This window comes from Rhodococcus sp. 7Tela_A2 (assembly GCF_049311045.1).
Taxonomy (GTDB): Bacteria; Actinomycetota; Actinomycetes; order Mycobacteriales; family Mycobacteriaceae; genus Rhodococcus.
In genome coordinates this window covers 1-1737 of sequence record NZ_JAXION010000214.1, presented here as the reverse complement: position 1 = coordinate 1737, position 1737 = coordinate 1, and the positions used below count along the sequence as shown (strand labels likewise).

Genomic DNA, 1737 nt, shown 5'->3' with positions numbered 1-1737 from the left:
CCCCCCGCGCCCCCGCCCCCCCCCCCCCCCCCCCCCCCCCCCCCCCCCCCACTGCGGTGTGCCTCAGTCCTTGGGTCCACCTGCCACGTAGATGACCTGCCCGGAGACGAACCCCGCACCCTCGGATGCGAGGAACGAGGCGGTGTGTGCGATGTCGTCGGGCTTGCCGACGCGCGCGACCGGGATCTGTGCCGCGGCGGCCTTCTTGTAATCCTCGAACGGCACCCCGACGCGCTCTGCGGTAGCGGCGGTCATCTCGGTCTCGATGAAGCCCGGCGCAATCGCGTTGGCGGTGACACCGAACTTGCCCAGTTCGATGGAGAGTGTCTTGGTGAAGCCCTGAATGCCCGCCTTGGCCGCAGAGTAGTTGACCTGTCCGCGATTTCCCTGCGCCGACGTGCTCGACAGATTGACGATACGTCCGAACTTGTTGTCGACCATGTACTTCTGCGTTGCGCGCGACATCAGGAACGCACCGCGCAGGTGCACAGCCATGACGGAATCCCACTCGTCGACCGTCATCTTGAACAGGAGATTGTCGCGGGTGATCCCGGCGTTGTTGATCAGCACGGTGGGCTCGCCGAGTTCCGTGGCAACCTTCTCCACGGCCGCAGCGACGGATTCTTCGTCGGCGACGTTCGCGCCCACGGCGAGCGCCCTGCCGCCGGCCGCCTCGATGGCGGAGACCGTGTCGGCGCAGGCGTCGGCGTCGAGGTCGAGAACAGCGACCTGGAGGCCATCCTGGGCGAGTCGCTTGGCGACGGCAGCACCGATACCGCGTGCGGCTCCGGTGACGATGGCGGTGCGGACTGTTGAGCTCACTTCAAACCTCCGTGGGGGTGGATCGTCGGGATGGGTGGAGCGGTCAGTTGATGGTGAGGCCGCCGTCGACCGCGATGGTCTGACCGGTCACGTACGCGGCCGCCTCCGAGACCAGCCACACGGCAGTGGCGGCGATTTCCGCCGGGTCTCCGGTGCGGCCCAGGATGATTCGGGATTTCATGGTGTCGAGGTATCCCGGCTGGTATTCGTCGGTCATCTCGGTCCGGAAGAACCCCGGCGCAAGTGCGTTGACGCGGATGCCCTTCCGGGTGCCCCACTGCTGCGCGAGGTCGCGGGTGAGGCCGATGATGCCGGCTTTGCTGGCGGCGTAGGCGGCCTGCGGAAGACCCGCCGTGGTCAGGCCCAGCACCGACGAAATGTTCAGGACGGAGCTTCCGGGCTGCATGACGCGGCCGGCGGCCTGTGCCGCCCAGTACGACCCGTTGAGATTGATGTCGATGACGCGGCGGAACTGGTCGGGGGTTTCCTTGGTCGCGGGTACCGCGGTGCCGATCCCTGCGTTGTTGATGAGAATGTCGACCTTGCCGAGCTGCTCGACAGCCGTGTCGACCATGCGTTGCGCCTGGTCGGGATCGGCGATATCGGTCTCGACGGTTACCGCGCGGCGCCCGGCGGCACGGACGAGTTCGGCGGTCTGCTCGAGCCTGTCGACGCGGCGCGCCGCAAGAACGACGTCCGCCCCGGCCTCGGCGAGCGCCTGCGCGAACGCGACACCGAGGCCCGAGGATGCGCCGGTGACGATGGCGACGCGGTCGTCGAGACGGAATCTGTCGAGCACAGACATGCGATGATCTCCTCGGTGTGACGGGGCCTACACAAGATGTATAGCCCAGTTCTGGCGGTTTTACAAAGCAGAAAGCTCTTGAAACCCGTTAGGGCGCATGTCTTTTCAGA

2 protein-coding genes are annotated in these 1737 nt (G+C 66.7%); both read right to left on the bottom strand.

What is annotated here, in order from left to right; all coding sequences use genetic code 11:
* Positions 1 to 63 precede the first annotated feature (63 nt).
* Positions 64 to 822 carry a 3-oxoacyl-ACP reductase FabG gene (gene fabG / locus TVH25_RS21275; protein WP_296549170.1) on the bottom strand — a complete coding sequence of 253 codons (759 nt, stop codon included), beginning with the start codon at positions 820 to 822 and terminating at the stop codon, positions 64 to 66.
* A gap of 43 nt (positions 823 to 865) precedes the next feature.
* Positions 866 to 1627: an SDR family NAD(P)-dependent oxidoreductase gene (locus tag TVH25_RS21270; RefSeq protein ID WP_169653278.1), complete on the bottom strand. Its 762-nt coding sequence runs from the start codon at positions 1625 to 1627 to the stop codon at positions 866 to 868.
* Between the last annotated feature and the right edge of the window lie 110 nt (positions 1628 to 1737).

What these genes read in the sequence shown, in the direction of transcription:
- TVH25_RS21270 (WP_169653278.1), bottom strand. Translation starts at nt 1,627, where the DNA reads ATGTCTGTGCTCGACAGATTCCGTCTCGACGACCGCGTCGCCATCGTC.